Origin of the sequence: Aeromonas sp. MR16 (assembly GCF_022549315.1) — a bacterium.
GTDB classification, from domain to species: domain Bacteria; phylum Pseudomonadota; class Gammaproteobacteria; order Enterobacterales; family Aeromonadaceae; genus Aeromonas; species Aeromonas aquatica.
The window spans coordinates 1-374 of record NZ_JAKZFK010000080.1 but is presented as its reverse complement, the minus strand read 5'-3'; the positions used below and the strand labels follow the sequence as shown (position 1 = coordinate 374).

1 protein-coding gene is annotated in these 374 nt (G+C 54.3%); it reads right to left on the bottom strand.

Going from position 1 to position 374, the window contains the following annotated elements; all coding sequences use genetic code 11:
* Nucleotides 1–50: 50 nt before the first annotated feature.
* A partial coding sequence (locus MM194_RS21825; RefSeq protein WP_241344958.1) for an integrase core domain-containing protein occupies nucleotides 51–374 on the bottom strand: 324 nt, incomplete at its 5' end.

Genomic DNA, 374 nt, shown 5'->3' with positions numbered 1-374 from the left:
CTGTCTAGTCCTGAAATAGGTTTACACATTTTCGTCTAGCTTCACGTGACTCAGAACCCCCGATGTACCGCATCGGGGGTTCTGTATGTCAACGTATGATGCGGTCGCTCCAGGTTGTAAATATCCACCGCCTCACGCACCATCTCCCGCGCTTGCGCCAGGTCCTGCGGGCTTTGTAACAGCAACTCTCCTTTCAAAATTCCGTTCACCCGTTCTGCCAACGCATTCTGGTAACAGTCATAGCCATCCGTCATCGAGCATTTCACCCCGTACCGTGCATGCAATGACTGATACAGGCCCGAGCAATACTGCACGCCGCGGTCCGAGTGATGGATAAGCTCCCCGCCGCCACGCCGTTGCTTTAGCGCTTTCTT